The following is a 4,682-nucleotide window of genomic DNA, read 5'->3' as shown; positions in this document are numbered from 1 at the left end:
CGCACGGAAAGGCCCGTGCGCACGACACCGACCGACCCGCGAACCACCCATGTGGAATCGCCGGTGGACGGAGCTTTTCACCGTGGGCGCCATCGGGTACCCGAAGCCGAAGTGCCGGAGCATAGGCTGATTGCCGCCGCACCGGTCGGCGCCGCCGCAACGAGAATGGGTGAAGAGATGACTCGCACTGACGGGGTGAGCGTCGTCGTCATCACGTACAACGACGCGACTCACCTGCCGGCCGCCATCGAGTCGGCCCTGGCCCAGGGTGATGTGGTCTCGGAGATCGTGGTGGTGGACGACGCGTCGACGGACGAGACCGGCCAGGTGTTGTCCCGCTGGCCGCGCGATCGGGTCCGGGTGGTGCGGCGTACCACCAACAGCGGTGGTTGCGGCGAGCCGCGCAACGACGGCACCGCCTTCGCGCAGTCCGGCTGGATCTGTTACCTCGACAGCGACGACGTGCTCCCGCCCGGCGCGGTCGAGGCGATGTATCGGGCCGCGGTCGACAACGACGTGGACTTCGTGGCCGGGCGGTGCGTGCGCCGCGAGTTGCCCGAGGAACGCGATGTGGCCTGGCATCCGCACCTGTTCGCGAAGCCGGGCGTGTACTCGATCGCCGAACGCCCGGAATCGTTGTGGGACACGCTCGCGGTGAACAAGCTCTACCGCCGCTCGTTCCTGACCGAGAATCACATCCAGTTCCCCGACGGCGCGGCCCACTACGAGGACTTCCCGTTCACCGCGAAGGTCTACGCGGCGGCCCGTCGCTTCGCGGTGATCGACGCGCCCGTCTACACCTGGAACGTGCGGCGCCGCACCTCCAAGCCGTCCATCTCGCTGCGTCGCGACCGCATCCGCAACTGGCAGGACCGGGTCCGGGCGCACGCCGATGTCGTCGAGATCATGCGCGACACCGGTGACGAACACCTGGTGGACGCGGCCGAGCGCAAATTCCTGGAGCACGATCTCTCGCTCTACCTGCGTGACCTGCACCGGCAGGAGGAGGAGTACCGCAACGAGTGGTGGGAGATCGCCCGGCAACATCTGTCCACGTTCGGCGTGCGGGCCTTCGTGGACGCGACGCCGTCCGCGCGCTGGGCCGCCGACGTGGTGCGCACCCGGGAGCGGCCGACCGCCGCCGCCCGGCTCGCCGAGCTGGCCGCGGATCCGCCGCGGCTGGTGCCGCCGTACTTCGGCGGTCCCGAGACCCCGACCTGGGACGACGAGCGCCCGGCGGTCCCGCTCAGCGGTTTCCGCTCGGTGCCCACCGCCGGGCTGCCGATCGACGTCGAGGCGTCGGTGTCGGTCACCGGGGCCCGGCTCGCGCTGGACCTGCGGATCGCCGATCTGTACGGCCGGATCAGCGCCTCCGGGATCGCGCACGTCGAGATCGAACTGCGCGATCGACTCGGCACCACCAATCGGTCCCGGCCCGCGACGGTGACCGCCACCGCCGAGGACGGGTTCCTGCACGGGCGCGCGGTGCTGGACGGCGGCGCGCTGCGCGGCCTCGGCGCGTTCGCGACGTGGGACATCTGGGCGCAGGTGAGCTTTTGGGACGGGTCGGCCACCCATGTGCGAGTTCGCGCCGCCGGTGGCTCGGGGCTGACCCGGCACATGGTCCCGGACCTGCGTCGGGCCCTGCTGCTCGTGCAGCCCTACCGCACGGCCAACCACTCGCTCGGCGTGCGGGTCGCGGACGGCCCGCGCGGTGCGGCGGCCGTGGCCACCGCCCGATTCCGCCGCCGGTCCGGCTCCAAGACCTGACCCGTCGAGTGCTCTCGGGTGCGACCGGGTCGACGGTCGCACCCGTCGTCGACGACGCCGGGCGCCGGGGCCGGCCGTGGAACCGCTGCGGAGCCGGCCGCGTCCCTCCCAACGAACCTTCCAGGAGCCCCGTCCGAGGCCCGCGCGGTCGCTCTCCGGGCTGTGGATCCGGGTCGGCGCAGTGATTCGGGACAGGCTTTTCGTGCAAGAATGATCGGCGCTCGGGCTGCCGACCGTCTTCGACCAGGTCTGTGGAACCTCTTCGGCGACGCGGGTCGGACAGAACGCCTGCCAACGCGGCTGTGGCCTTGGGCCTGGTCCTGTCTTCAGACGAGAAACCGGTGAAGTCGATGCTCTTGTCTCTCGTGGTGCCGTGCTTCAACGAAGAAGCCGTACTGTCCACCTTCCACGAGACGATCCGCGCGGAGCTCAAGGACATCGGGGCCGACGTCGAGATCTGCTACGTCGACGACGGCAGCTCCGACGGAACGCTGCGGATCCTGCGCGAGCTGGCGGCCAAGGACCCGGCCGCCAAGTACACCTCCTTCAGCCGCAACTTCGGCAAGGAGGCCGCCATGTTGGCCGGCCTGGAGCAGGCCACCGGCGACGCCGTGGTGATCATGGACGCGGACCTCCAGCATCCGCCGGAGTTGATCCCGCGCATGCTGGATCTCCACCTCAAGGGCCACGATCAGGTGATCGCGCGGCGCAGCCGTGAGGGCGACAAGCGGTTCCGCAGTTTCCTCAGCAGCTCGTACTACAAGCTCGTCAACAAGTGGGTCGACGTCGAACTCGTCGACGGTGTCGGCGACTTCCGATTGTTGTCGCGGCAGGCACTGAATGCGCTGCTGTCGATGCGCGAATACAACAGGTTTTCCAAGGGCCTGTATTCGTGGATCGGATACGACTCGGTTCTCTTCGAATACAAGAATGTCACCCGCGAACTCGGACAGACCAAGTGGAGTTTCGGCAAGCTCCTCAATTACGGCCTGGACGGTTTGATCTCGTTCAACAACCGGCCGTTGCGGGTGGCCATCTACTTCGGCCTCGTGTTGTCCGCGCTGTCGCTCGCGTACACCATGATTCTGATCGGCATCGCGATCTTCCAGGGCATCCAGACGCCCGGTTACATCACCATCATCGCGGCGGTGACCGGTCTGGGCGGGCTCCAGATGACGATGCTCGGTCTGATCGGCGAGTACATCGGCCGTATCTACTACGAGACCAAGAACCGCCCGCACTACCTGGTCCGCGAGAGCACGGAGACGCGGGTGCCCGCGCCGCAGATGGCCGCCGCCATCCGGGAGACCTCGGCGAACGCCGCGCCCCGAGGGGTCGGCCGCTGATGCTGCGTCAGGCCATTCGCTTCGCGCTCGTGGGTGTGGTGAACACCGGCACCTACTACCTGCTCTACCTCGGGTTGCGTCATGTGGTGCCGTATCTGGCGGCCCACGTCACCGCCTTCATCCTGAGCATGATCGGCTCGTTCTTCATGAACACGTACTTCACCTACAAGGTGCGGCCCACGTGGAAGAAGTTCCTGCTGTTCCCGCTGACCAACGTGACGAACTTCGTGATCACCACGGTGGGCGTCTACGCGCTGGTGTCGTGGGCGTCGATGGACGAGCGGATCGCGCCGCTCGTCGCCGCCGCCGCCGCGATCCCGGTGACGTTCGTGGTCTCGCGCAAGGTGATGATCCCCGGAACCGAACCGCAGCACCGCGTCACCGAGTCGGACTCGACGCCGGTGTCGTGAAGCGGACCGGCCCGCGTCGCCCCGGCCCGGCCTGAGCCGGGGCGAACGGCTCGGCGGTTACGCTGAAGTCATGAAGTGGCTTGTCACCGGCGGTGCCGGATACATCGGGACACATGTCGTGCGGGCGCTGCTCGCGGTCGGCGAGGACGTGGTCGTGGTCGACGACCTGTCCTCGGGCACCCGCGAGTTGGTCCCGGAGAAGGTGCCACTGGTGGTCGGCTCGGTGCTGGATCGGGCACTGCTCGACGAGGTCTTCCGGGCGCACGCCGTGGACGGTGTGGTGCACATCGCGGGCCGCAAGCAGGTGCCCGAATCGGTCGCGCGCCCCCTCTACTACTACGAGGAGAACGTCGAGGGTCTGCGCACCCTGCTGGCGGCCATGGTCGAGGCCGAGGTCACCCGGATCGTGTTCTCCTCCAGCGCCGCCGTCTACGGCATGCCCGACGTCGACCTCGTCGACGAGGACACCCCGTGCGTGCCGATCAACCCGTACGGCGAGAGCAAGCTCGTCGGCGAGTGGATGATCAAGGCCACGGCGCGCGCGCACAAGATCTCGTACGCCTCGTTGCGCTACTTCAACGTCGCGGGCGCGGGCGCGCCGGAGCTCGCGGACAAGGGCGTGTTCAACCTGGTGCCGATGGTGCTGGAGAAGTTGACGGCGGATCAGGCGCCGATGATCTTCGGGGACGACTACGACACCCCGGACGGCACCTGCGTGCGCGACTTCATCCACGTGGTGGACCTGGCCGAGGCGCACGTGGCCGCCACCCGTCGGCTCGCGAGCGATCCGGACGCGCGCCTGGTGCTGAACGTGGGTCGCGGCGAGGGCACGTCGGTGCGCGAGATGGTGGAACTCATCGGCGAGGTCACCGGTTTGCGCGACTTGGCTCCGGAGGTCCGGCCGCGGCGTGCGGGCGACCCGGCCCGGGTGGTGGCGAGCGCCGACCTGATCACCACCGAGTTGGGCTGGAAGGCCCGGCACGACACGTCGGACATGGTGCGCAGCGCGTGGGCCGGTTGGCGGACGCCCCGCGGCTGAGCCGCGGGACGGGTGGCGTGGGGGCGCGCGGCCCGGCCCCCCCGGCCCCCCCCCGCGCCACCGGCGGGGGGGGGCCGCGGCGCCCCGCGGGGGGGGGGGGGGAGGGCGGGGGCGAAA

Annotated in this window: 4 protein-coding genes; all 4 read left to right on the top strand. The window is 69.2% G+C overall.

Annotated features, from left to right (window positions below; genetic code table 11):
• The first annotated feature begins 177 nt into the window (after positions 1-177).
• Positions 178-1,770 (top strand): glycosyltransferase family 2 protein, encoded by a 1,593-nt coding sequence (locus ACFXMF_RS46880; RefSeq protein WP_360319244.1) that lies wholly within the window; start codon positions 178-180, stop codon positions 1,768-1,770.
• Between the two features lie 350 nt (positions 1,771-2,120).
• Entirely contained in the window at positions 2,121-3,116 is a 996-nt protein-coding gene (locus ACFXMF_RS46875) for a glycosyltransferase family 2 protein (RefSeq protein WP_360319242.1), read from the top strand.
• On the top strand, positions 3,116-3,526 hold the full coding sequence (locus ACFXMF_RS46870) for a GtrA family protein (RefSeq protein ID WP_360319240.1): 411 nt from the start codon (positions 3,116-3,118) through the stop codon (positions 3,524-3,526). The genes ACFXMF_RS46875 and ACFXMF_RS46870 overlap by 1 nt, the downstream gene beginning before the upstream one ends.
• A gap of 70 nt (positions 3,527-3,596) precedes the next feature.
• Positions 3,597-4,565, top strand: coding sequence for a UDP-glucose 4-epimerase GalE (galE, locus tag ACFXMF_RS46865; protein ID WP_379992632.1), 969 nt, complete (start codon positions 3,597-3,599; stop codon positions 4,563-4,565).
• Positions 4,566-4,682: the final 117 nt, after the last annotated feature.

Origin of the sequence: Embleya sp. NPDC059213, from assembly GCF_042754445.1 — a bacterium.
Classification (GTDB): domain Bacteria; phylum Actinomycetota; class Actinomycetes; order Streptomycetales; family Streptomycetaceae; genus Embleya.
This window is presented reverse-complemented; position numbering and strand designations above follow the sequence as displayed.